Here is a 24,034-nt window from a genome sequence, read left to right on the forward strand (position 1 = left end):
AAGCGGAAGACCGACAGGGTGCTAGAACCGGTTTAAGTGGTTCCCCAGGTTCCTCAAGGTACCAGTCAAACCGGTGCCGTCAGTAGGCTTGTCGGTATGAACAGGCCCGGTTCGATCGTCTTCCGGCAGGGCGCGGGGCGCCTCAGCCTCGACTTCCTGCGCACCCTGCGGTACCGCGGCGACGCCGATGAGGTGGAGGAACTGCGCACACCGCACGAGCTGTTGGCGTGGGCCGAACAGTGCTGCGCCTGCGCCCCGGCGGAGGGATCGCGGCCGGTGCGCCAGGAGGACGTGAACCGTGCGCGCGAGGCGCGCGAGGTGCTGTACGACCTGCTGGCGGGCAGGCTGGGCGGCACAGGCCCGGTCCAGGTGCCCGCGGAGGTCCGCGCCCGTCTCAACGCATGGGCGTCCGCGCCCACACCGGTGCCGCGCCTCGACGCGGCCGGCCGGCTGAGCCGGCAGGCCGACGATGTCGTCGCTGCGGTGCTGTCCCTGGTGGCGCGGGACGCGCTGGACCTCGTCACCTCCCCGGCGATGGGGCGCGTACGCCGTTGCGGTGGTCCGCGTTGCGGCGCCCTGTTCCTCGACAACTCCCGCCCCGGAAGCCGCCGCTGGTGCTCGATGGGCGCGTGCGGCAACCAGGAGAAGAAGCGCGCGAGACGGGAGCGGACGGCACCGGCCTCCGGCTGACCCCCGCATCGCACCGGTCTCCGGCTGACTCCGCGGGCTGCACCGGCGTACGCCTGACTCCTCAGCGGTTCACGCGGACGTCTGCTCCAGCAGGAACGGGCTGACGTGCCGCGGATCCCTGGTGCAGGGGACCACCGCGTGCAGCACTTCCACGGTCCGCTCGATGATGTCCTCCCGGTCGTGCAAGACCCAGGACATGTGCTGGGCGCCGAAGAACGCGGAGACCAGCACCCGGGCCAGCGTCGCGGGCGGGGTCTCGTGCTCCAGTTCCCCGGCGGCCAGCGCGCTGCGGAACCAGGACGTGATCAGCGCGGTGTAGTCCTGGAACGGGATGGGCAGGTCGACGTCGATCAGACCCCGCTCTATCTGGAGTCGTGCCCCGGCCTTCATCATCGGTTCGTCCCGCAGCGCCGCCGCCGTGCGCAGCAGCAGTTCCGCCACCGACGCGACCGGCGGTAGCTCCAGTTCGGCGACGGTGTCGGAGATGGCGGGCAGCCGCTTGTAGAACTCGGTGGTCACCGCGAGGGCCAGTGCCTCCTTGTTGGTGAAGTGGAAGTACACCGCTCCCTTGGTCATGCCCGACAGTTCGGCGACATCGAGCATCGTCACGGCCGGGTAGCCCCGCCCGGCGAACGCCCGGGCCGCGGCCAGCAGGATGTTCCCCCGCGAGCGGATGGCACGCTCCTGCTTGAGCTCCTTGCGTTGGGCCGTCGGGCCGTGGCCGGCGGTCGTGTCGTGGGGGTCTTTCATCTGACGTCTCCAATGCCTAGGGGTCCCTCTCCCGCTTGCGCGCCGGCGAGACGTTCTTTGCCAGGGAATAAACCTTCCCAAAGGTAGGTTTGGTGTGGGGGGTTGGCCGTTCGGCCGTCTCAGACGCAACCGGGGGAGTATGCATGAGCGAGGTGCAGCAGGGTAACGCAGGCGCACGGAATCGCCCTGGCGGGCATGCGGGGCGACTCACCTTCCAACGGACCGTTCCGCGCCACCTGGTGCACCGGGCGTCCGTGGCGGAGGTGTTCCTCACGGACGCGCTGGCGCTCGGTGACGACCGCTTCCTGGTCGGCGCGCAGTGGCCGCGTGATCACGCTCTCTACCATCCTGACGTACTCGGGCACAGCGATCCGCTGCTCGCCGCCGAGACCGTCCGCCAGGCACTCGTCTACCTCGCGCACTGGCACTACGCGATACCGCTGGACCGGCGGTTCGTCGGCCGGCGCATGGAGCTGGACATCACGGAACCGCAGGCGCTGCGGGTCACCGGGCAGCCGCTCCCCGTCGTGCTGGAAGCACGCTGGGAGTGGGTGGACAGCCGGCCGCCGCACCGCCACGGCATGCGGCTGGAGGCCGAACTGATCGTGGACGACCGCAAGATCGGCCGGGGGAGCCTCCAGGTCGTCGCCCTGGACGAGCGCCGTTACTCCGTGCTGAGACGGCGAACAGGCGGCAGCGGCACGGTGATTCCCGCGCAGCGGTGCCGGGTGCTCACCCTGCCCGCCGCCCAGGTCGGCCGGCTGCGCGGCAAGGACAGCGTGCTGGCCGCGACCGGGCGGGCCGGTGAATGGGAGCTCCACGCCGACCTCGACCACGCCGTCCTCTTCGACCATCCCACGGATCATGTCCCGCTGATGGTCCTGCTGGAAGGGGTGCGGCAGCTCGGCCACGTGGTGACCAGCGGCCACGGTGCGAGCGGAGGCCGGCCCGCCGTCGCCTCCCAGCTCACCTCCCTGACCGTCGACTGCCTCGCCTTCGCGGAGCTGGACTCGCCGGTCCGGCTCAGGGTCACCGACGACCGCACCACCGCCCGCGGGGGCCGGCACCTGGCCATCGACGCTGCCCAGGACGACCGCGGCGTCGCCGCGATCACGGGGCGCTGGCACCACGCCGGGACGCCCGTGCCGTCCGACAGCCCTCGATAGCCCCGTCCGGCCGCCCCCGTCAGGAAGCAGCGCCATGCATACCGAACAGCAGACCTGCGACAACACACCGACACCGCGGTCGACGACTGCTTCCGGACGTCCCGGTGACGCGCCGGCCGTCCCGGGGGCGCCGCAACCCCTCGCGCCCACCGCCGCGTTGGACGTCGTACGGACAACCGGACTGAGCCGGGAGGGACTTGAGCGCGCCGCCGCCGTGGCCGCGCGCCTGGCCCCGGACGCGCACACCCGGCGCCGCCTCCACGAGGAGACGCTGCGCGCTCTGGACGAGGCCGGGTTCGCCCGGCACTTCGTTCCCGGCCGGTGGGGTGGCGGCGACGGCACGTTCCGCGAACTGTTCCACGCCACCGCCGCGTTGGCCGAGAGCTGTGCGTCCACCGCCTGGTGCGGCATGCTCTGGGCGACGCACGGCCGGTTCGCCGCGCGCCTTCCGCCGCCGGCGCAGCGGGAGGTGTGGGGCGCGGGTCCGGACACCCGGATCGCCGCGGGACTACGGCCGTCGTCCGGCCGGGCCCGGAAGGCGCCCCGGGGATGGCTGGTCGAGGGCCGCTGGCCGGTGGTCAGCGGCGTGCACCACGCCGCGTGGCTGCTCCTGGTCGCGCCGGAGGACGAGGGGGGCCCGGCCCGGGTCTTCGCCGTGCCGGGCGACGCGGTCGCCGTGAGCGACACCTGGGACGCGGCCGGGTTGCGTGCCACCGGCAGCCACCGCGTCACGCTCACCGAGACGTTCGTGCCCGAGCACCGGAGCCTGCCGCTGTCCGCCCTGCTGGAGGCACGCGAGGACCGGGACGGGGCGCGGTGCCACACGGCCCCGGCCCATCTGGCCGGTCAGCTCCTGATGTGCGCCCCGGCCCTGGGCGCCGCCAGAGCGGCACTGCGCGCGTGGACGCGCCAGGTCCGGCCGGGGCTGGAGGCGCCACAGCAGGCCCCCCGGCGCCTCGGCCTGGCCCGCGCCAGCGCGGACATCGACGCGGTCGGACTGCTGCTGGACGCCGCCGCCCGCCGCGCCGACTCCGCACCCGTCACTCCGGGGGCGGTGGCCCGTAACCAACGGGACGCGGCCGTCTCCGCGCAGCGCCTGGCCGACGCGGTGTCGTCCCTCACACAGGGCGAGACCTCCTCGCCGGACGCCCTCGACGGCGAGTTCCGGCGCAGCTGGGACGACGTACGGACGGTCGCCACGCACGGCGCGCTGAGCCTCGACGCGGCAGCCGCCGCCTATGCCGCGGGCCTGCCGGCCGGTGAGCGTCCATGACGGGCACCCACCGCGCCGCCTCCCCGGCCACCAGCTCCGCCGCGTCCCCGGGCACGCGCCGCGCGTCCACCGACACCAGCTCCGTCGCGTCCACCGACACCAGCTCCGCCGCGTACCCGGGCACGCGCCGCGCGTCCACCGACACCAGCTCCCTCGCGTCCCCGGGCATCAGCTCCCTCGCGTCCCCGGGCACCCGTCGCGCATCCCCGGGCACCAGCTCCGCCGCGTACCCGGGCACCCACCGCGCCGCCTCCCCGGGCACCCACCGCGCCGCGTCCCCGGCCACCAGCTCCGCCGCGTCCCCAGGCACCCGCTCCGCCGCCTCCCCGGACGTGGCCGCGAGCCGTCCGGCGAGCATCGTCTTCAGTGACGTCGACGAGACGCTGATCGCGTGCAAGAGCCTGTTCGACTTCATGGACCACTACTTCCTCGGCGGGCCCCGGGCACACCGCGCGGAGGACACGCGCCGCGCCGTCGGACGGCTGCTCGCCGCCGGCGGCGGTCGCGTGGAGGCCAACCGGCTCTACTACCGGGTGTGGCGCGGCGAGGCGGTGACCGACGTCGAGGCGGCGGCGAACCGCTGGGCGGCCGACCGGCGGCGCGACCACCGGCTCTTCCTGGAGGCCACCCGCGCCGCCCTGCTGCGGCACCGCGCGCGGGGCTCCCTGCTGGTGCTGGTCTCCGGTTCGTTCCCCGCTCTGCTGGCGCCGATAGCGTCAGAGGTGGGAGCGGACCACCTGCTGTGCAGCCGCCCCGAGATCCGCGACGGCCGCTACACCGGGGAGCTGGTCGGTGATCCGGTCATCGGCGCGGGCAAGCGGCGGGCCGTGGAGGAGGTCTTCCGCCGCTATCCGCACGTCTCGCCCGCCGTCTGCCACGCGTACGGCGACCACATCAGCGACCTGCCGATGCTCGATGCGGTGGGACACCCGGTGGTGGTGGGGGACGACCCGGAGCTGATCCGGGCCCTGCCGGGCGCGCACCGACTGCCCGCCCGGCAGGGACCCGGTCACCGCTGACCGCACAGGGCGGGCAGGGAGGGCGGAGCGGCCTCGGCGCCCTCGCCGCCGCGCACGACCTGCTGCCACAGGGCGCACACCGCGTCACCGAACCGGCCCGTGCCGCACGCGGGGGTGGTGTAGTAGACGCCGTACATGAGGACCAGCAGCAGCTGCCCGAGCCATTCGGGATCCTGCAACCCCGCCGACCGCCCCTGCCGTTGGGCCTCGGCCGCCAGCCCCAGCACGCAGCCGCTGAAGTCCAGGGCGAAGCGGGGGAGCCGGCCGTGGGTGCGGGCGTCCTCGCTGGCCAGGTGGAACCCGGCGCGGAAGCGGAGATCCGCCTGGAGCCGCCCGGCGAGCGCGTCCGTGATGAGGCGCAGCCGCTCCGCCGGTGACAGGTCGGTCCGTCCGGCCTGCGCCAGCAGCTCGCGCCAGGTGGCCTCGAACGGCGCGATCAGCGCGTTCGCCAGCAGGCGCTTCGACGCGAAGTGCGCGTACAGCGCCCCCTTGGTCAGGTTGGCCTCCTCGGCCACGCGCTGCAGGTTGGCCCCCACATAGCCGTGGCGGACGAACTCCGCGGCCGCCGCGTCCAGCAGCAGCTCATGGGTCCTTCGTGCTCTGTCCTGCTTGACCACAGCGCCCCTTCGGCATCGGAACGAAGAACAAACCATCATTACGGAATTTTTTCTCAGCGGGGCAGGGCCGACAAGCGGAAGGGCGCGAGCTGTCCGAAACCGGCACCGGGGCCCGTCCCGGCCCTGTGCGCCCGGCTCGGACCTCGCGAAGTCGTACCGCCATCTCGGCAGGTTCCCCGCTCCCTGGATCCGCGCGCTCGCGCGTCAGGTATACAGCGGCAGGGCCGGCCCGCACCCGAGACGCCGGCACAGCGACAAGGAGACCCGATGCTCGCCGAACCGAAGGGGCTGTCCGTCTTCTACCCCGCGCCGCCCCGGGACCTGGACGGCATGGCGGCCTTCGCGTCCTTCGTCCGGCGCCTGGGTTCCGGACGGCTGTGGCTGGGGCAGTCCTTCCACCTTGAGTCCCAGATGGCGCTGGCCGCGCTCGCCGCCCGGCAGCCCGGTCTCCCGCTCGGCACCGCGGTCTCCCTCGCGCCGCTGCGCCACCCCTACCAGGCCGCCGTCGAGGCCCGCACGGTGAGCGTGCTGTCGAAGGCGCCGTACGTCGCCGGGTACGGGCCGGGCTCGCTCGACCTCCAAGAGCGCCTGCTGCCGGAGCCGTACCACAGCCCGCTGACGGCCATGGCCGATTACGCGACGGTCATGCGGCGGTTACTGGACGGGGACGCCGTCGAGCACCGTGGCGCCGCGCACACCACCCGCTACGCCCTGCCCGAACTCCCTTCCCCGCGCGTCGAGGTGGGGCTCGGGGTGCTCCGCCCCGGGATGGCGAGAACCGCTGGCTCCTGCGCCGACGTGGCCATCACCTGGCTGGCACCGCTGCCCTACCTCACCGACCGGATCATGCCCGCGCTGCGTGCCGGGGCCCGTGCGGCGGACCGGCCCGTGCCGCGGGTGGCGAGCGTCGTGCACCTCGCGGTACGACGGCCGGGCCGCGACCTGGACCAGGTCGCCTTCGCCGCCGTAGGAGCCCACCTGGGATCGGCCCACTACGCCGACATGCTCCGCCGGGCCGGGCTGGACGTCGACCCGGGCCGCCCCCGGGAGGCGGCCGGCCGGCTCGTCGGCGACGGCGTCCACCTGAGTGGTGATCCGAAGGACATCGCGGCGCGACTGCACGAGTACCGGGCCGCGGGCGTCGACGAGGTGATCCTCAACGTCACCGGGGTGTTCCTCGCCGAGGGTGCCCGTGCGGCCCTGGAGGACCTGCACGCCGTCACAACCGCTTTCCAGTCCTGATCCGGCGACAACTTCCCTGGTCACGGCGTGAATTCGCAAAGTCGTTCCTACATCCGGGAAAACTACCTGTGGGAAGGTATTTTTGGCTGCGGCCGGCCGGCCGACGGCCGGCACCCGCTGCGGTGGGTGGGTGACAAGGGGGAAACACCGGATGTTAGAGATGTACGAGGGGCACCCGACCATCCCGGAGAGCGCCGCCGTCGCAGCCTTCGTCAACAAGACCTTCGCCTCGCTCCCGCGCGTCGACCAGCGCAGGTGGGCGCAGGCCTATCTCCACGGTCTGCTGACCGTGCCGGGCAGGAAGACCCTGCGCGGCCTCGCTCAGGCGGTCAGTCCCCGTACGGCGTCCGCGCACGGTCTCCAGCAGTTCATCAACGGCAGTACCTGGGACTGGGCCCCGGTGCGCCAGGCCCTGGTACGGGCCATCACCGAACACGGCCGGCCACGGGCATGGAGCATCGCCACCATCACCATCCGCAAGCGCGGCCACCACTCGGTGGGCGTCCACCGGCGCTTCGACCCGCGCGCCGGACGCGTCATCAACTGCCAGGTCGCCATAGGGCTGTTCGCGGTCACGTCGTACGGCAGCCTGCCCGTGGACTGGCGGCTGCTCCTGGACGACACCTGGAGCACCGACACCGTACGGCGCGGACGGGCCCGCGTGCCCGACACGGAGACCGCGCGGACCCTGGCCGAACACGTACGGGAACTGGTGACCGGGGTCCCGGCCCTGCCGGACGGCGGCCAGGCGCCCTGGGTGCTGGACCTGACCGAGACGCCGGACGCCGCCCTGGTCGTCGACGCGCTGACGGAGCACGGGCAGGACTTCCTGTGCGAGGTCGGCCCGGCCCAGCGGATGCACCTGGCCGCCCTGGGCCGGCGTCCCGTGTCGGCCGCCACCGCCATGACACACCGCCGGGGGCAGCCGGCCCTCGCGTCGGCGGTCCCCCCGGACGACCGCCGCTCGGGGCGCTTCCTGCTGCACACCGGACCCGCCTACCTCTCCGGAGGACCGCACCGCGTCCCGCTCTCCCACCGGCTCGTCATGCAGCCCGCATCGCCCTTCCACCGGGACGGGCGGTACTGGCTGACGAACATGGCGACCCGGATCCACGAGGTGCCGACGCTGGCGGAGACCGTCACGGCCACCGACTGCGCCATCGCCGACCTCATCGACGACTTCGGCGTCCAGGACTTCGAAGGGCGTTCCTACCCGGGCTGGCACCACCACATGACGATGGCCGCGGCCGCCTACGTCTTCAGCCGCCTCCACCGCACCGCGCCCCGGACCTGCCGGCACGGTCACCACCCGACCCCCAGGGGGGCGCTGCTGCGACTCACGTCCTAGACGACGTCACGCCGATGCCGTGTCCGAGCCGAAAGGCAGGGGGAAGGAACGACAATGGCCCACCGGAAGTCGTCGAACGCCGGCGGACCTCCACCCGACCACGCGCCACCGACCGAGGCGCCACCGACCGAGGCGCCACCGACCGAGGCGCCGACGACGGAGGAGCACGCCGTCCTCACGGCGGTCTCCCCGACCGTTCACACCGTCGACATCAGCGACCTGCTCCCCGCGGACTCGCCCCGCAGCGTCCAGGAGGACGACGACCACGTCCGCACCCTCGCCGAGAGCGACGCGCCACTGCCACCCGTGATCGTGCACGCCGGGACCCTGCGCCTCATCGACGGGACGCACCGCGTGCACGCCGCCAGGCTGCGCGGGCAGACCACGGTCCCGGCCCGCTTCTACGAAGGACCGGACGACGGCGCCTTCGTCCTGGCGGTGGCCTCGAACGTACGGCACGGGCTGCCGCTGTCCAGGGCCGAGCGGCTGACCGCCGCCGAACGCGTCCTCGAATCGCACCCGCACTGGTCCGACCGTGCCGTCGCCCATGTCACGGGCCTGTCGGCGACCACGATCGGCAAGCTCCGGCAGAAGTGTGCAACCGGCCGGGAACAGCAGTTGCACACCCGGATCGGCCGGGACGGGCGGGCCCGTCCGGTCGACGGGGCGGACGGCCGGGAGCGCGCGGCGGCCTTCCTCCGACGGCACCCCGACGCCTCCCTGCGGCAGGTGGCACAGGCCGCGGGAATCTCCCCCGGCACCGCGCGCGACGTCCGCCGGCGACTGCAGAGCAGCGAGGACCCGCTTCCGCCCCGGTTACGCCGGCGGACGGGAAGGGGAGCCGCGCAGGCCGACCCTCCCGGGCCGCCGGACCGGACCGGGCGCCGGCCGAGCGGCCCGACGCTCGCGGCCCTCATGCGGGACCCCTCCCTGCGGCACACCCAGACCGGGCGCCTGCTGCTGAAACTGCTCGACAACCGGCTCCTGTCGCAGGCGGAGAGCGAGCGGCTGATAGCGGGCCTCCCGCCCCACAGCCTGTCGGGACTGTCCGCCGCCGCACGCGAATGCGCGCAGGTGTGGCTCGACTTCAGCAGGCGCCTGGAAGAAAGAGGATGAGCTCTCCATGCCGAACACACCCTCCACGCCGCACGCACGGAGTGCGCGCCGGCACGTGCGGGCCCTGGAACTGTCCCGCGTCCCCCAGGTGAACGAGCTGCTGGACGCGCTCGGGCTCGGCCGGCTGCGCGAGGCGGACGTGACGTCGTACCCCGGCCGGAACGCCAACTGGGCCGGCACCACCACGCGCGGCATCAAACTGTTCGTCAAACGGCTCGACGGCGCCGGGCGGGCACCCGGCCGACGGCTGGAGCGGGCCGTCGCCTTCGAACAGGCCCGGCGCGGCGGTGACCACTCCCGCCACCTCGGGCCGACGTGCCTGGGCTGGGACCCGGCCGCCTGCCTCATGGCGTTCGAACTGCTGGAGGACGCGCGCTCCGGCAGTGACGTCGCCGAGACCGACGACGGCTTCTCCACGATCTGGTGCGAGCGCGCCGGCGAACTCGTCGCCCACGTCCACGACCTGGCACCGGATCCGTCGTTGCCCGCCGCACCCGCGTCCTTCTTCCCACGCGAGTCGTTGCGCGCCCTCACCGCGGAGACGTACCTCAACTCGACGCGGGCGGAACTGGACGCGTGGGCGCTGCTGCAACGCGACACCCGGCTGCACGAGGCCCTCGACCGGCTGCGGGACGCCTCGGCCACGGCCGCCGCCCGGCCTGTCCACGCCGACCTGCGCCTGGACCAGTTCCTGATCTCGGCGGGCGAGATGTACCTGTCGGACTGGGAGGAGTTCTGCCTCGGCGACCCGGCCCGCGACCTCGGCAGTCTCGCGGGGGAGTGGCTGTTCCGCTCGCTGACCCGGGTGATCCGCGGCGAGGGCGCGCCCGCACCCACCCACGAGGAGATGACCGCGCGGCTGACCGAGGCGATCGCGGCGGCCCGGGTGCAGATCACCGCCTTCTGGCAGAGCTACCTGACCGCCCGGCACCGGGCGGTCGACGCGGGACGGGAGTGGTCCCACGGTGCTCCGGACCGGGACCTCGCGGTACGCGCCGCCGCCTACGCAGGCTGGCACATGTACGACCGCCTGCTGGCCGGCGCCACACAGTCCGCCCGGCTGGGTGCGGTCGACCGCGCCGCCGCCGGAGTCGGCCGACGCCTCCTCCTCATCCCCGAACGCTTCACGGCGGCCCTGGGCCTGGAGGCGGCCGCATGACCGACGATGCCCGCCTGCCCGGGGCTCCGCGTGTGGTTCGTCGCGACACCGAGGCCGAGTCGGGAGGTGGCCGTGTGACGGGTGGCGCGTGTCTGCCCGCTGTCCCTGTCGATGCCACGGCCGTCGAGCCGGAGTTGCCCCCTCACCGGCCGCGGCTCGGAGGCGGCCGTGTGACGGGCCGCCCTCGTCCGCGTGCCGTCCTGTCGACGCCGCGGCCACCGAGCCGCCGGGTGTCGGTCACCGCTTTCGGCTCGGAGGTGGCCGTATGACCGACGACGTGCGCCTGTCCGAGACTCCGCACGGGGTCCCCCTCGACACCGAGGCCGAGTCCGGAGGTGGCCGTATGGCCGGTGACACCCGTCTGCCCGAGGCCCTGTCGGCGGCTCTGCGCGACGTTCGGGTCGATGCCACGGCGACCGAGGCCGAGTTGGCAGGCCGGCGGGTGACCGCCGAGGACGCGCGGCAGTTGACCGGTGCGCTCGCCGACGCCCTCTACGCGAGCCTGCACGCCGGTCTGCCGGAGTCGTCGGCCCCTTCCCAGCGGCTGCGCGACCCGCGACTGGAAGAGGCTCTGGCCCGTGAGGTGCCGCACACCACCTTCCCCTCGGACGCGGAGCTGGTCGGCAGCCGCGCACCGGGTTCCGGCGCCGGTGGCCGAGTCGTGGTGCGGACAGGGGGCGTGGCGGTGGCGGTGCCCGGCGCATGGCTGACCGGGCCGGCGGAGGACGGGCGGCCGGTCAGGCTGGCCTGGCCGGCCGCGCACCCGGCGGTCTCCCCGGGCTTCTTCTTCGTCACCGGCTCGCAGGGACCACCGCCCCGCGAACAGCCCCTGCTCCGCGTCTATCTGCACGTCCGCGACGCGGACGCCGCTCCCGCGCTGTTCGGGCGGGTGCTGAGGGCGCTGGAGGCCGGCGGGCGGCCCTACAGGGCCAAGGCGGCCTCCGTTCCCCATCAGTACCCGCGGTACGACGCCGTCGTCGTGTACCTCGCGGCCGAGGACCGGGCGCTGCTCGACCTGGTGGCCCGCGAGGTGGCGGGGCATCCCGCGCTGGGCGAGGAGACGTCGCTCTTCGCCCGCCGGCACGCGCCCGGCGTGGCATCGGCGGCGGAGCCCGGCGACACACGGCCGGGCATGCGGGGGATGAGCTTCGGACAGCATCGCAGTCACGTCATGGCCCAGGCCCTGGTCGAGCACGCCACCACGGGCCGCGGCACAAGCCTCGACGTGTTGCTCGCACGCCGGCTGGCGGAGGCGCGCATCGATCCCTCCGACCCGGCCCGCAATCTCACCGCATGATGTAGCGCTTATTTCACACGGCGGTTACCCGGAAAGGCGCCGGACTGTGCAAGATGCATCTTGGTGGTCACATCCGTGCTTGCTATAAAAGAAATATCTCCGGCCGGAGCCCCTGAAAAACAAACAGGAGGTAGCAGCATGATGAACGAGACCGCCGAACTGGCCACTGGTTTCGACGCCTACACCGACCTTGAGGAACTCGCCGCCGCCGTCGAGGCGTCGACCGAGGCCAAGACCCCGGGATTCTCCATCACCCCGACCTTCAGCCTCACCGGCCAGCACTGACGAACCGCGCCGCACGGCGCGGACGCCGAGCCCGGGAGAACTCACCGAGTTCTCCCGGGCTCTTTTTGTCGTTCGCGGCGTGCAACTTCGCGGCGGCGGGGCTTGCCCGGCGCACCGGTCCTTCCCAGAATGGAGAACGAAGCCGCGAGGTGGGAGCACCGTTCGCGGAGTGAGCGAAGAAGCCTCGGATTCCCTTTTCGGAGGGAAGATCCGCTGCCCGGCGCCAAGGCTGCCCGCCGTGAGGCCGACGCTCTCCAGTTCCAGCGTCAACGTGGACGCATTCCTTCGCAGTGCGCAGTTCATGTCCTGCGGTTTTCTCTCGTAACCCATTCCGGGACAGTACGGAGCTATCTCATGAATGAATTCAGCGTCGAGCACGCGCTGCCTTCCGTCTTGCCGGACGAGGAGACGCAAGCGTGGCTGGACCGGGTCCAGCGGATCGCGCCGGTCATCGAGGCGGCGCGCGAGCAGGCCGACCGCGAGCGCGTGACCCCGCGGCCCGTGTTCGAGGCCCTGCGGGACGCGGGGATCCCGCGGATGTGGGTCTCGCGGCGGTTCGGCGGCTCGCAGGTCAGCATCCGGACCGGCTCCGCCGTCATCCAGGCGCTCGCCCGTCTGGACGCCTCCGTGGCCTGGCAGATGGGCGTGCAGGGCGCCATCGGCCGGCTCGCCGACTACCTGCCCGAGGCCACCTCCACCGAGCTGTTCCGTGACCACGACGGCCTCGTCGTGGGCGGCGTCAACCCGTCCGGCCGCGCCGAGGCCGTCCCGGGCGGATACCGGCTCAGCGGCGAGTGGGCGTTCGCCAGCGGGTCGGCCCACGCCGACTGGCTCGTGTGCGCCGCCTTCGTCACGGAGGGGGGACAGGTGCGCCGTACCGACAGCGGCCCCGAACTGCGCATGCTGTTCATGCCGCGCAAGTCGGTCGAGTTCAAGGACACCTGGTACACCGTCGGGCTGCGCGGAACCGGCAGCAACCACTACACCGTCCAGGACGTCTTCGTCCCGCAGGAATACACCGTCGACGGCGCGGAGATGACCCGCCCGCCGGCCGCCCGGGAATCGCGCGCGTACGCCATCAGCTACGACGACTTCGGGCCGTTCACCTCCGCCTCCACCGCGCTCGGAATCGCCCAGGACGCGGTCGGCGCGTTCAAGGAACTCGCCGTCAGGAAGACCGCGACCGGTGCCAGCAGCACCCTGGCCACCAGTCATGTCGTCCAGGAGAAACTGGCGCGCGCCGAAATGCTCGTCCACACCACGCGCCTGCTGCTCGCCGACACCGCCGCCCGCGTCAGCGAATTCGGTGAGACGGGTGGAAAGCCGCTGACCGCGCTCGTGCGCCTGACCGCCGCGACGGTGGCGGAGAACACCTCGGCCGCGGTCGACATCGCCTACAACCTGGCGGGCGCCACCTCCGTCTACGCCACCAGCCGGCTGGAGCGCTGTTTCCGTGACGTGCATTCCGCGGTCAAGCACATCACGCTGTCGTCCACGCACTACGAAATGGCCGGCCAGTACCTCCTCGGCGGAGAACTGCTGAAGCGCCGCTGACCCCGCGAAGTATCCAAGAATCCGATGCCGGCACATCCCGGAGGAAACCAGTGGAATCGATGAAGGCAGTGCAGCTCCTGGCCCCGCGCAAGACCGTTCTGGCCGAACTCCCGGTCCCCGCGGCCCCGGTCGACGGCCTGTTGATGAAGACGCGGTGCGTGTCGATCTGCTCCACCGACATCTCCTTCTACGAAGGACACCTCTTCCCGTCCGAATATCCCGTCATCCTGGGCCACGAGTACCTGGGCGAAGTGGTCGACATCGGTCCCGAGTTCGACGGCGGCTCCGTCGACGTGAAGGTCGGGGACCGCATCGTCTACTGGGGCCAGACGGACTTCGGCGGCTTCGCCGAGTACCGCACCGTGCGGCCCATCTTCTCCGGTCAGGTGAAGGAGGACGTCTTCGCCGCCGACCGCAACTTCAACGACGACCGGCGGGCGGCGGCGGTCAAGATACCGGAGGAGATGGGCGATCTGGAGGCGTCGTTCATCGAACCGGTCACCGGTGCCATGCGCTCAGTGCTGTCCAACCCGCCGCGGGTCGGTGACAAGGTGCTCATCCTGGGCACCGGGCCCATCGGCATCATCGCGGGCAGCGTGATCAAGAAGCTCCTCGCCGCCAACACGGTCGTCTCCGTCGACACCAACCCGGCCCGCAACGCCTTCGCCGAGAGTCAGTTCTCCGACCGGGCCTACCTGCCGGAGGAGCTGATCGACTCCGTCCCGGAGGGGACCTTCGACTACGTCTTCGACGCCCTGCCCACCGTGAAGGGCGTGGACGAGGAGAAGGACCCGCGCCGGGTCGCCATGCGCAAGATGAAGGCCGGGGGGCGCTACGTCCTGTACGGGGCGTCCCAGGAGATGCAGAAGTTCGACACCTGGCTCATGCTCGCCAAGGGCATCAACATCCGCTCGGCGCCCTTCGACGTCACCCACTTCCCGATGCACAAGAGCGCCAACGTCATCGCGGCGGCCATGCAGATGCTGCTCCGGGGCATCGTCGACGGCAAGGCGCTGCTGTCCACCGTCCACCCCTTCGACGACTACGACGGTCTGGTGGCCATCTTCGAGAACTACCGGTTCACCACCGACCTGAAGACCATCGTCGACTTCCGCAAGTGACCCGCCGCCGGGTGTGCCGCCGGCGGCCACCGGCCGGCGCACCCGGCGCGGCGCCCCCGCCCCAGCCCGTCGCACAAGGAGCTTCCGGATGGACGACGAAGACACGCAGGCACCGCGAGCGCGGGCCGGCCTCGTGGTGGTGGCCAACCGCCTGCCCGTGAGCCTGGAACGCGACGCCGCCGGCCGCCCGCACTGGCGGCACAGCCCCGGAGGCCTCGTCAACGCCCTGGAACCGTTCCTGCGCGGAAGGCGGGGCGTGTGGGTGGGATGGCCCGGGACCACCGCCCATGACCTCCCCGACCTCCCGGACGACGGCCTGCGCCTGCATCCCGTGCGGCTCTCCGCCGACGACGTCCGCGGTTTCTACGAGGGCTTCTCCAACGGCACCCTCTGGCCGCTGTACCACGACGTGATCGTGCCGCCCGAGTACCACCGCGGCTGGTGGGAGGCATACGTGCGGGTCAACCGCACCTTCGCCGAGGCCGCGAGCCGGGTCAGCGGCCCCGGAGCCACCGTGTGGATCCAGGACTACCAGCTCCAGCTCGTCCCGGCCATGCTGCGCGAACTGCGCCCCGACGTGCGCATCGGCTTCTTCCTGCACATCCCGTTCCCGCCCGTGGAACTGTTCATGCAGCTGCCCTGGCGGACCGAGATCGTACGCGGTCTGCTCGGCGCCGACCTCATCGGCTTCCACCGGCCCGGCGGTGCCCAGAACTTCCGCTGGCTCGCGCACCGGCTCACCGGCCTGCCCACCGCACCGCATCCCGCGTCGGGTTCCGGCCAGGAGGAGGTCCGGCTGGGCGACCGTGACGTCCGCATCGGGGCCTTCCCCATCTCCATCGACGCGGCCGAACTCGACCGGCTTGCCCGGCGGCCCGACGTCCAGCGGCGCGCCCGGCAGATCCGCGAGGAACTGGGCGACCCGGAGAAGATCATCCTCGGGGTGGACCGGCTGGACTACACGAAGGGCATCGACGTCCGCCTCCGGGCGGTCCACGAGATGCTCTCCGAGGGGCGCATCCGTCCCGACCGGGTCGCCTTCGTCCAGCTCGCCATCCCCAGCCGCGAACGCGTCGAGCACTACGTCCGGTTGCGCGAGGACGTCGAGCGCGCCGTGGGACGGGTCAACGGCGAGTTCAGCCGCGTAGGCCGGCCGGTCGTCCACTATCTGCACACCTCCGTCAGCCGGGAGGAACTCGCCGCCTTCTACAGCGCGGCCGACGTCATGCTGGTGACCCCGCTGCGCGACGGCATGAACCTCGTCTGCAAGGAGTACGTCGCCTGCCGGTACCGCGAGGACGGGGCCCTGGTGCTCAGCGAGTTCGCGGGCGCGGCGGCCGAGCTGACCGGCGCGTTCCTGGTCAACCCGCACCACCTGGACGAGGTCAAGACCGCCCTCGCCGAGGCGCTGGCCCAGTCCCCGCAGCAGGCGCGCCGCCGTATGGGCGGACTGCGCCGCCAAGTCCTCACCCATGACGTGGAGTTCTGGGCGCGGTCGTTCCTCGCCGCCCTCTCCGACGGCCGCACCGGCGCTTCCGGCTCCCCCGTGGCGGACGGCCCCGCGCCGCTCGCCTCCGACACCGAATGGGCCCTGACATGACACCCGTACCGCCCGTCCCCCTGAGGAAGGCCGTCATCCCCGCGGCAGGCATGGGAACGCGGTTCCTGCCCGCCACGAAGGCCACGCCCAAGGAGATGCTGCCCGTCGTCGACAAGCCGGCCATCCAGTACGTCGTCGAGGAGGCCGTGGCCGCCGGACTGACCGACGTCCTCATGGTCACCGGGCGCAGCAAGAGAGCGCTGGAGGACCACTTCGACCGCAACCAGGAGCTGGAACGCCTCCTGCGGGCCAAGGGCGACCACGGCCGGCTGGAGAAGGTGCGGGCCACCAACGACCTCGCCGCCCTGCACTACGTGCGTCAGGGAGAGCCCAGGGGTCTCGGCCACGCCGTCCTGTGCGCCGCCCCGCACGTGGGGGACGAACCCTTCGCCGTACTGCTCGGGGACGACCTCATCGACCCGCGCGACCCCCTGCTCGCCCGGATGGCCGAGGTCCAGAGCGAGTACGGCGGCAGCGTCATCGCCTTGATGGAGGTCGACCCCGCCCAGATCCACCTCTACGGCTGCGCCGCGGTCGACCTCACCGAGGACTCCGACGTCGTCCGGGTGACCTCCCTCGTGGAGAAGCCGCGGCCCGGCACGGCACCCAGTGACCTCGCCGTCATCGGCCGGTACGTGCTGTCCCCGGCCGTCTTCGACGTCCTGCGCGACACCCCGCCCGGCCGGGGAGGCGAGATCCAGCTCACCGACTCGCTGCAACGGCTGCTGTCCGACGGGGACGAGCAGATCCACGCCGTCGTCTTCAAGGGCCGCCGCTACGACACCGGTGACCGCGGTGACTACCTGCGCGCCATCGTGCGGCTCGCGTGCGAACGCGAGGACCTCGGCGAGGAGTTCCGCACCTGGCTCCACCGGTACGTCACCGAGTCGATGACGAAGAGCCCCTGAAACCGGCCACCCCCCTCACCCGGCCGGCCACCCCGGCCCCGCGAAACGGATGTTCTCCATGACCGTCGACCGTTCCCTTTTCACCCGTGCCATGGCCCGCGTTCCGGCTCCCGTGACGATCGCCACGACCGTCGACGCGTCCGGCGACCGGTGGGGTTTCACCGGAAGTTCCTTCAGCTCGCTGTCCCTCACGCCGCCGCTGGTCCTGATCTGCCTGGACAAGAAGGCCAGCACCCACCACGCCTTCGTGACCGCCGAACGGTTTCTGGTCAACGTCCTGGCCGCCGACCAGAGCGACGTCGCCCTGCGCTTCGCCCGCTCCGGGGTGGACCGGTTCGCCGACGGCGACATGGAGACCTGCGAGTTCGGCCTCCCCGGGCTGCGCGACGCGGCGGCACGCGTCGCCTGCGCCCTGCACGACATCGTCGACGGGGGAGACCACAGCATCCTCATCGGCCGCGTGGAGGCGATCCACACCGGTGACGGCGCCCCGCTGGTCTACAGCGACCGATCCTTCGGCCGGCCCGTTCCCGAGGCCACCGCCGTCGGCGCCCGCTGACACCGCCGGACGTGACACCAAGGGACCGCGACCCGTCGAGACCACTCCACGTGGCCCTGCTCGGCACCTCGCACGTGCACTTCCGTGACTACCACGACCTGCTGGCCCGCGAGCCCCGGGTCTCGGCGGTGGTGCTCCCCGCGGCACCGGACACCGGCGACAGGCCGGCGTTCGGTGCCGCGTCCGTACGGGAGGCGCTGCGGTGCGCGGACGCGGCCGTCATCACCTCCACCACCGCGCAGCACGCCCAGCTGCTGCCCCACACCGTCAGGGCCGGCGTACCGACCCTGGTCGAGAAGCCCCTGGCGGCGACGGCCGGGCAGACCGCCCGTCTGTTGCCGCTGCTGGCGGCCGGCGGGCCCACGACCACCGCCATGTTCCTGCGCTGCGCGCCCGGCCTGCGACGGGTGCGGGCGCTGCTGCGCCAGGACGTCGTCGGGCCGCTCACCGCCGTACGGCTGTGCTTCGCGCACGCCGGTCTCACCGACGGCGTGTTCACGGGGGAGGCGGCCTGGATGCTGGATCCCGGCCACGGGGCGGCCGGAGCGCTGAGCGACCTCGGCATCCATCTGATCGACCTGCTGCTGTGGCTGGCCCCCCGCCGGCCGATCGGCGTCGTCAACGCGGAGCTGCGCCACCGCCCGGGGCTTGTGCTGGAACCGGCCGGCACCGCGGTGCTGCGGTGGGGCAGCGTCCCCGTCACGCTGCACGCGAGCTGGATCGGTCCGCGCACCGGCTTCTCCGCGCACTTCGCGGCGCGGTACGGCACGATCCGGGTCGCCGGCGGCAGCGTCACGCTGCGGACGGGACGGACCGCGACGACATGGCGGCACGACCCGCCCCGGGCCGGGGCGGCGCTCACCGCGTTCCTGCGCCGGCTCGGCGGCCGGCCGGCCTGGCGGCCCCCCGGCCACGACGACATCCGGCGTACGGCCGCGCTGCTGGAGGAGATCGGGAGCGTGGCCCGGCGCCGGCGCTGATCCCCGGCCGGGCCGGGGCGGGCCGGTCAGCCCTGCCGCTGGAGGCCGGCCTCGCTGCGCGCGCCGTCCAGGATCGCGTCCAGGAGGCCGGGGTAGCGGTGGTCGAGGTCGGCGCGGCGCAGCGACAGCAGGTTCTCCCGGCCCGAGGGGCGCTGCCAGATGACGCCGGCGTCGCGCAGAACGCGCCAGTGGTGGGTCATCGACGACTTCGAGACCCCGTCCAGGATGCTGCCGCAGTTGTGCTCCTCGCCGTCGCTGAGGACGCGGACAACGGTCAGGCGCATGGGGTTGCCGAGGGCGCTGAGGACGTTCTCAAGGCGGATCTGATCACGGTCGGGGTGGTGGGCGATCATTGTTCCACTGTACCGCGACAGTATGACCATCTCTTGGGCGTGCGGCCCTCGTTGTCCGGCGCGCGGGGTCATGGCTGGATCACGTCCCCCCGGTTGCTGACGGTTCGATTGTACGTAAGCATGTGAACAGTCGTACTGGTTGGGCTGCCCTGCCCACGACCCAAAGGGGCTGACCTCTCATGTCCACTTCACCCACGCTGCAGTCGGGCCACGCGGGCCCGGACGGGCGACGACTGGGCTGGAGTCTGGCGCTGCTGGCCTTGGCGCAGCTGATCTTCTCGCTCGACCTGAACATCGTCTTCGTCGCCCTTCCCGACATCGGCGACGACCTGGGCTTCCCCGGCCAGACGCAGCAACTGGTCGTCAGCGCCTACGTCGTCTTCGCCGGCGGCTTCCTGCTGCTCGGCGGCCGGGCGGCGGACCTGCTCGGGCGACGCCGGATCTTCGTCCTCGCACTCACCGTCTACGCCGTGTCGTCCCTGGCCGGCGGGCTGGCCGGCAGTCCGGCCGTCATCATCGCCGCCCGAGCGGTCCAGGGCATCGGCGGCGCGCTCCTGCTGCCGTCCACGCTGTCCCTGATCAACACCCTCTTCGAGGAAGGGCCCAAGCGGAACCGGGCACTTGCCGTGTGGGGCGGGGCCGGCGCGAGCGGTCTGACCGTCGGCGCGCTGCTGGGCGGCATCCTCACCGAGAGCTTCGGCTGGCCCGCCGTCTTCTTCGTCAACGTGCCGCTGGCCGGTCTCGTCGCCCTCGCCGCACTGACCGTCATCCCGCGCGACGAGGCGCGCACCGCGGGCCGCCGGTTCGACCTGCCCGGTGCCCTCACGGTCACCGCCGGTGCCACCCTGCTCGTGTTCGCCCTGGTGGAGGGCCCGGAGAACGGCTGGACCGCGCCCGAGGTCATCGGCTCCTTCGTCGCCGCCGTCGTCTTCCTCATCGCCTTCGCCGTCATCGAGTCGCGCAGCCGGGACCCGCTCATGCCGTTCCGTCTGTTCCGCAACCGCAGCCTCAGCGTGGGCATCACCGTCACCTTCCTCTACATGGCCACCTTCGGCACCCTGCCGTACTTCCTGACCGTGCTGCTCCAGTCCGTCCACGGCTTCAGCGCACTCCAGACCGGCCTCGCCTTCCTGGTGCCCTCCGTCGCCATCGCCACCGGCACCCAGCTAGGCGAGCGCCTGACGACCCGGCTGGGCACCCGCCCCACGCTGCTGGCCGGCTTCCTCGTCGGTGCCGTGGGCACCGCGCTCCTCGCCTGGGGCTTCGACGCGGACGCCACCTACCTGATGGCCGTACCCGGCCTGATCGTCTCCGGTGTGGGCCAGGGCATCGTCTGGACCGCCATGTGGATCGCCGCCTCCACCGGAGTCGCCGCCAACGAGCAGGGCATCGCCAACGGCATGGCCTCCACGACCCTCAACATCGGCAACGCCATCGGCCTGGCCGTCCTCACCGCCATCGCCGACGCCGGCACCGGGGGCAAGACCGGCCAGGCCCTGAAGGCCGCCACCGCCGACGGCGAGTTCCTCGTCGTCCTGCTCACCGCGGTCGGCATGGTGATCGGCCTGCTCATCACGCTCGGCCTGCCCGGCAAGAAGGCGCGGGCCGCCTCCGCGGCCGTCGAGGATCCCGTCCTCACGGTTCGGTGAGCGCGCACGGCCACCACGCGTCCGACCATCCCCCGCGGGACGCGCACGGCGGCCGACACGCTCAGGTGCCCCGGCGGCCACGGCCGCCGGGGCACCTTTCCGCGAGCCCTCCGTACCGTCGTCCACGCGGAAGGCCGCTCACCGTCACCGCCGTACGAAGGTCACGTCACGCGCCGCCGGGACGGGAAGCCATGGGCCCGCGCGGCGAGCACCACGGCGAGCACGGGCAGCAGGAGCACCAGCAGGGTCCAGGGGAACGAGCCGCTGCCGGCCGCGTCCAGCAGGACGCCTCCCAGCACGCCGCCGCCGGCCATGGCCACGTTCCAGAGCGTGACCAGCATCGCCTGCGCCGCGTCGGCCCGGTCGCCGCCCGCGTCGCCGACGGCGGTCTGCAAGAGGGTAGGCAGCCCGCCCCAGCCGAGCCCCCACAGCACGGCGGCCACGTACACCGGCGCGCCACCGTCGCCCAGCACCCCGAACCCGGCCGCGGCCACCGCCAGCAGCAGGGTGCCGGCGATGGTCAACCCCATGTCGAGGCGGCGGACGACCGGTGGGGCACCGCCGCCGCGCTCGGCCTGCGGGCGGCGCTCGCCCTGGTCCGCGGTGACCTGGACGCGGTCGCCCGCGACGGACGGCGCAGCCGTGCCCTCTTCCGCGAACTGGGCGACCGCTGGGGTGAGTTGCCGACCGTCTCGCCGCTCGCCGTGCTCGCCGAGATCAAGGGGCAGTACGCGCGGGCGGCCCACCGGCAGCAGGAAGGGCACCAGATCGCCCGGGAGTTGTGCCTGGAGGCCGAGGTGTCGGCGCGGCTGTCCGGGCTCGGCCGCCTGGCACTGTTCGCCCACGACTTCGACCGCGCCCGCGAACTGCACGAGCAGGCCCGCCGGATCGCCGTCGAACAGGGCTACAAGTACGGCGAGATCCACGCCGACATGGGTCCTGCCCTCGGCGCGCGGCGCTCCGGCGACATCGACGCGGCCGAGACGCACCTGCTGCGCATCGGCGCCGCCCACGCCGACGTCTCCTCTCCGGCCGGTGACCACCTCCTGCACGCCGAGCTCGGCTTCCTCGCCGAACTCAGCGGCGATGCCGCCCGGTCCGCCGCCCATCACCTGCGCGGCCCGCGGATCGCCCGCTCCCTGGACGAGTCCCGCGCCCTCGCCCTCTCCCTGGAAGGGCTCGCCGGGACGGCCGCCCTGTACGGACGCCGGTCCGGCGCCACCTGCGCGGCCCTGCTCCTCGGCGCCGCCCACGCCCGGGTCCGCGTGCCTTCGCGGAGGCGTTCGAGCGCGGTGAGCGGCTGACCCCGACCGAGGCGGAGCGGCAGGTGCGCGCGCCACCCTGGCCGGGCCGGCGGACCGGGCCGCCCGGACCCGCGCTCGGTGCGCCGTCGCCGTCCCCCACCCGGACGGCCCCGCTCAGCCCTGACGAGATGGTTCGCCCAGGCCCGGCGGGTACCCGGTGGGCCCAGGGAGCCCAGGGAGCGATGCGCATGGTGAGGAACGCGGGGCCGGAAACGGAAGGCCGGGCCCGGGCCGGGCGTCTGCGCCGTACGGCGGCGGACGTCTTCGGCTGGGAGCACCTCCTGCCGGAGCAGCTGACGGCCATGGAGTGGGTGCTGCAGGGCCACGACACCCTGGTCGTCATGCCGACGGGCTCCGGCAAGTCGGCCGTCTACCAGGTGCCGGCGGCGCTGCTGCCCGGCCCGGTCGTCGTGGTGTCACCGTTGCTCGCGCTCCAGCGGGACCAGATCGCGGGTCTTCCCGAGGGCGACGACGCCCCGGGTGCCGTCGCGGTCAACTCGGACCTGGGTGCGGCGCAGACCGAGGCGGCCTGGGAGGACGTACGGTCGGGCCGGGCCCGCCTCGTCTATCTGGCCCCGGAGCAGCTCGCACGGGACGACGTCGTGGAGACCCTGGCCGGGGCGGGCCCGGCCCTGTTCGTGGTGGACGAGGCCCAGTGCGTCTCCTCGTGGGGGCACGACTTCCGCCCCGACTACCTGCGTCTGGAGCAGGCCGCGCAGCGTCTGGGCAGACCGCCCGTGCTGGCCCTGACCGCGACCGCCGCCCCGCCCGTGCGCCGGGAGATCACCGAACGCCTGGGCATGCGCCGGCCCCGGCTGATGGTCACCGGATTCGACCGGCCGAACATCCGGCTGGAGGTCCGCCGCTTCCTCGACGAGGACGAGCGTCGCCAGGCCGTGGTCGAGCGGGCCGCCGCCGAGCCCAAGCCCGGCATCGTCTACGCGGCGACCCGGAAGGACAGCGAGCGGTACGCGGGCGAACTCGCCGCTCTCGGGCTGGCCGCCGAGGCCTACCACGCAGGACTGCGCGCCGCCGAACGCGACCGCGTCCACCGTGCCTTCCTGGCCGGTGAGACCGACGTCGTCGTGGCGACCTCGGCGTTCGGCATGGGCATCGACAAGGAGAACGTGCGGTACGTCCTGCACGCCTCGCTGCCCGGCTCCCTGGACGCCTACTACCAGGAGATCGGCCGCTGCGGCAGGGACGGGCAGCCCGCGCTCGCGGTGCTGCACTACCGGGCGCGGGACACCGGGATGCAGACGTATTTCGCGGGCAGGGCCCCCGGCCGCACGGTCCTGTCCCGGGTGGCCGAAGCAGTCCACCGGCGTCGCGGGGACCCCTTTGACCTGGAGGAACTGCGCAAGGAGACGGGGCTGTCCCGGAACCGGGTCACCGCCGCGGTCAACCTCCTCCAGGAGGCCGGGGCGGTCGTCACGGCGGAGGGCGGTGCGGTGCGCCCGGCCGAGGGCGTGTCACCGGGCCGGGCGGTGGAGCGAGCGGAACGGGCGGCCGAGGCCCACCGCCGTACGGACCGGTCGCGGGTGGACATGGCCCGGGCCTACGCCGAGACGACCGGCTGCCGGCGGCACTTCCTCCTCGGCTATTTCGGCGAGGCGTACGAGGCTCCGTGCGGGAACTGCGACACCTGCGAGGAAGGGGCCGCCGCCCAGGCCGACCACGGCGCGAGCCGCGACCAGCGCCCCGCGCACCCCACCGCCGCCTCCTTCCCGACCGGGACCGAGGTCCGGCACGAGAAGTGGGGCGAGGGCACGGTGCTCAGCGAGGAACCGGACCGCATCACCGTGCTGTTCGACCGAGCCGGCTACCACACGCTCTCGCTGGAAGCCGTGGCGGACCACGACGACCTGCTCACCGTCGTGCGCCGGCCCGGCGAGGATCAGCCGGAGACCTGACAGCGGAGCCGGGGACCGGAGCCGGCCGGAGTCCCGGGCCGCCGGTCACGCTGTCAACCGGGGTGGCCCGGACGGGGGAACCACGCGCTCCGGGGGCGTCCACGAGTGGCCGGAACCCATCGGTGGTGGCC

At 72.9% G+C, this 24,034-nt stretch carries 22 protein-coding genes and 1 pseudogene; 19 read left to right on the forward strand and 4 right to left on the reverse strand.

The features are described from left to right. Positions 1-96: 96 nt before the first annotated feature. On the forward strand, positions 97-690 hold the full coding sequence (locus C3492_RS12260; protein WP_103811771.1) for an ABATE domain-containing protein: 594 nt from the start codon (positions 97-99) through the stop codon (positions 688-690). 69 nt (positions 691-759) lie between these two features. Here C3492_RS12260 and C3492_RS12265 read toward each other — a convergent pair whose 3' ends face one another. Next, the gene (locus C3492_RS12265) at positions 760-1,440 is read right to left on the reverse strand and encodes a ScbR family autoregulator-binding transcription factor (RefSeq protein ID WP_103811772.1); all 681 of its coding nucleotides are present in this window, start codon (positions 1,438-1,440) and stop codon (positions 760-762) included. 143 nt (positions 1,441-1,583) lie between these two features. On the opposite strand from C3492_RS12265, the gene C3492_RS12270 reads away from it, so the two are divergent. From C3492_RS12270 to C3492_RS12280, 3 genes are read left to right on the forward strand one after another with little or no spacing between them, the layout of a single operon-like run. After that, positions 1,584-2,606, forward strand: a complete 1,023-nt coding sequence (locus C3492_RS12270) for a ScbA/BarX family gamma-butyrolactone biosynthesis protein (RefSeq protein ID WP_308461140.1) — start codon at positions 1,584-1,586, stop codon at positions 2,604-2,606. Between the two features lie 34 nt (positions 2,607-2,640). Then, positions 2,641-3,879 (forward strand): oxidoreductase, encoded by a 1,239-nt coding sequence (locus C3492_RS46635; RefSeq protein WP_308461141.1) that lies wholly within the window; start codon positions 2,641-2,643, stop codon positions 3,877-3,879. Further along, a complete protein-coding gene (locus C3492_RS12280) occupies positions 3,876-4,898 on the forward strand; it encodes an HAD family phosphatase (protein ID WP_258055643.1) in 1,023 nt (340 codons plus the stop codon). The genes C3492_RS46635 and C3492_RS12280 overlap by 4 nt, the downstream gene beginning before the upstream one ends. Here the strand turns inward: C3492_RS12280 and C3492_RS12285 are convergent. Then, positions 4,889-5,515, reverse strand: coding sequence for a TetR/AcrR family transcriptional regulator (locus C3492_RS12285; RefSeq protein WP_103811775.1), 627 nt, complete (start codon positions 5,513-5,515; stop codon positions 4,889-4,891). The genes C3492_RS12280 and C3492_RS12285 overlap by 10 nt on opposite strands. Before the next feature lie 267 nt (positions 5,516-5,782). Here C3492_RS12285 and C3492_RS12290 point away from each other — a divergent pair, with 267 nt between their 5' ends. The 12 genes from C3492_RS12290 (at position 5,783) to C3492_RS12340 (ending at position 18,684) form a co-directional block, all read left to right on the forward strand. Next, the gene (locus C3492_RS12290) at positions 5,783-6,757 is read left to right on the forward strand and encodes an LLM class flavin-dependent oxidoreductase (RefSeq protein WP_103811776.1); all 975 of its coding nucleotides are present in this window, start codon (positions 5,783-5,785) and stop codon (positions 6,755-6,757) included. Positions 6,758-6,908: 151 nt separating this feature from the next. Then, a complete protein-coding gene (locus C3492_RS12295) occupies positions 6,909-8,105 on the forward strand; it encodes a transposase (RefSeq protein ID WP_258055644.1) in 1,197 nt (398 codons plus the stop codon). Between the two features lie 54 nt (positions 8,106-8,159). Further along, the gene (locus C3492_RS12300; RefSeq protein ID WP_103811778.1) at positions 8,160-9,221 is read left to right on the forward strand and encodes a ParB N-terminal domain-containing protein; all 1,062 of its coding nucleotides are present in this window, start codon (positions 8,160-8,162) and stop codon (positions 9,219-9,221) included. A gap of 7 nt (positions 9,222-9,228) precedes the next feature. Continuing rightward, positions 9,229-10,380, forward strand: coding sequence for a class V lanthionine synthetase subunit LxmK (gene lxmK, locus C3492_RS12305; RefSeq protein WP_258055645.1), 1,152 nt, complete (start codon positions 9,229-9,231; stop codon positions 10,378-10,380). Between the two features lie 265 nt (positions 10,381-10,645). Beyond that, positions 10,646-11,677 (forward strand): T3SS effector HopA1 family protein, encoded by a 1,032-nt coding sequence (locus C3492_RS12310; RefSeq protein WP_258055646.1) that lies wholly within the window; start codon positions 10,646-10,648, stop codon positions 11,675-11,677. A gap of 138 nt (positions 11,678-11,815) precedes the next feature. Next, positions 11,816-11,962, forward strand: a complete 147-nt coding sequence (locus tag C3492_RS44570) for an LxmA leader domain family RiPP (RefSeq protein WP_014675881.1) — start codon at positions 11,816-11,818, stop codon at positions 11,960-11,962. A 354-nt stretch (positions 11,963-12,316) separates the two neighbouring features. Further along, on the forward strand, positions 12,317-13,516 hold the full coding sequence (locus C3492_RS12315; protein WP_103811779.1) for an acyl-CoA dehydrogenase family protein: 1,200 nt from the start codon (positions 12,317-12,319) through the stop codon (positions 13,514-13,516). A gap of 59 nt (positions 13,517-13,575) precedes the next feature. Then, positions 13,576-14,637: a zinc-binding dehydrogenase gene (locus tag C3492_RS12320; RefSeq protein WP_229887068.1), complete on the forward strand. Its 1,062-nt coding sequence runs from the start codon at positions 13,576-13,578 to the stop codon at positions 14,635-14,637. A gap of 88 nt (positions 14,638-14,725) precedes the next feature. Next, on the forward strand, positions 14,726-16,237 hold the full coding sequence (locus C3492_RS12325; RefSeq protein ID WP_103811781.1) for a trehalose-6-phosphate synthase: 1,512 nt from the start codon (positions 14,726-14,728) through the stop codon (positions 16,235-16,237). Next, positions 16,234-17,145 (forward strand): UTP--glucose-1-phosphate uridylyltransferase GalU, encoded by a 912-nt coding sequence (gene galU / locus C3492_RS12330; protein ID WP_103811782.1) that lies wholly within the window; start codon positions 16,234-16,236, stop codon positions 17,143-17,145. The genes C3492_RS12325 and galU overlap by 4 nt, the downstream gene beginning before the upstream one ends. 58 nt (positions 17,146-17,203) lie before the next feature. Next, positions 17,204-17,704, forward strand: coding sequence for a flavin reductase family protein (locus tag C3492_RS12335; RefSeq protein ID WP_258055647.1), 501 nt, complete (start codon positions 17,204-17,206; stop codon positions 17,702-17,704). An 11-nt stretch (positions 17,705-17,715) separates the two neighbouring features. Further along, on the forward strand, positions 17,716-18,684 hold the full coding sequence (locus C3492_RS12340) for a Gfo/Idh/MocA family protein (RefSeq protein ID WP_258055649.1): 969 nt from the start codon (positions 17,716-17,718) through the stop codon (positions 18,682-18,684). A gap of 26 nt (positions 18,685-18,710) precedes the next feature. Here the strand turns inward: C3492_RS12340 and C3492_RS12345 are convergent, their stop codons facing one another. Continuing rightward, on the reverse strand, positions 18,711-19,037 hold the full coding sequence (locus tag C3492_RS12345; RefSeq protein WP_103811785.1) for a helix-turn-helix transcriptional regulator: 327 nt from the start codon (positions 19,035-19,037) through the stop codon (positions 18,711-18,713). A gap of 179 nt (positions 19,038-19,216) precedes the next feature. Here C3492_RS12345 and C3492_RS12350 point away from each other — a divergent pair, with 179 nt between their 5' ends. Beyond that, the gene (locus C3492_RS12350; protein WP_181140329.1) at positions 19,217-20,686 is read left to right on the forward strand and encodes an MFS transporter; all 1,470 of its coding nucleotides are present in this window, start codon (positions 19,217-19,219) and stop codon (positions 20,684-20,686) included. Between the two features lie 161 nt (positions 20,687-20,847). On the opposite strand, the pseudogene C3492_RS12355 reads toward C3492_RS12350, so the two are convergent. Next, positions 20,848-21,228 (reverse strand): annotated as a pseudogene (locus C3492_RS12355) (MFS transporter); the annotation flags it as partial. A 162-nt stretch (positions 21,229-21,390) separates the two neighbouring features. Here C3492_RS12355 and C3492_RS12360 point away from each other — a divergent pair. Together C3492_RS12360 and C3492_RS12365 are read left to right on the forward strand one after the other, a co-directional pair. After that, positions 21,391-21,990, forward strand: coding sequence for a hypothetical protein (locus C3492_RS12360; RefSeq protein ID WP_374938339.1), 600 nt, complete (start codon positions 21,391-21,393; stop codon positions 21,988-21,990). Positions 21,991-22,178: 188 nt separating this feature from the next. Further along, entirely contained in the window at positions 22,179-23,903 is a 1,725-nt protein-coding gene (locus C3492_RS12365) for an ATP-dependent DNA helicase RecQ (protein WP_103811804.1), read from the forward strand. The last annotated feature ends 131 nt before the right edge of the window (positions 23,904-24,034 follow it).

The organism is Streptomyces sp. Ru62, from assembly GCF_002920615.1.
Classification (GTDB): domain Bacteria; phylum Actinomycetota; class Actinomycetes; order Streptomycetales; family Streptomycetaceae; genus Streptomyces.